Source organism: Shewanella sp. AC91-MNA-CIBAN-0169 (genome assembly GCF_040310165.1).
GTDB lineage: Bacteria > Pseudomonadota > Gammaproteobacteria > Enterobacterales > Shewanellaceae > Shewanella.
The window spans coordinates 1-233 of record NZ_JBEOPM010000208.1; the positions used below are offsets into that span (position 1 = coordinate 1).

1 protein-coding gene is annotated in these 233 nt (G+C 46.4%); it reads left to right on the top strand.

The genetic code is table 11. The annotated features are described in order from the left end of the window. The coding region (locus AAEY98_RS22700; protein ID WP_351019902.1) for a nitrilase-related carbon-nitrogen hydrolase at positions 1 to 233 on the top strand (233 nt) is incomplete at both ends.

A 233-nucleotide genomic window follows, 5' to 3' on the forward strand; every position in this document is an offset into this window, starting at 1 on the left:
GATCAGAACCTCGCTATTCGCTTTTTGGCAGGCTATACCGAATGGTTCAAAAACGAGATTTCTCACTTAGCCGTTACCTATAACGTCAATGTCATTACTGGCTCTATGCCCTTGCTTGATGACAATGACACGCTTTATAACGTTAGCTATTTATGTCGCCGTGACGGTACGGTTGAAGAGCAGCGCAAGATCCACATCACTCCGCATGAACGTAGCGCTTGGGTGATTGAAGG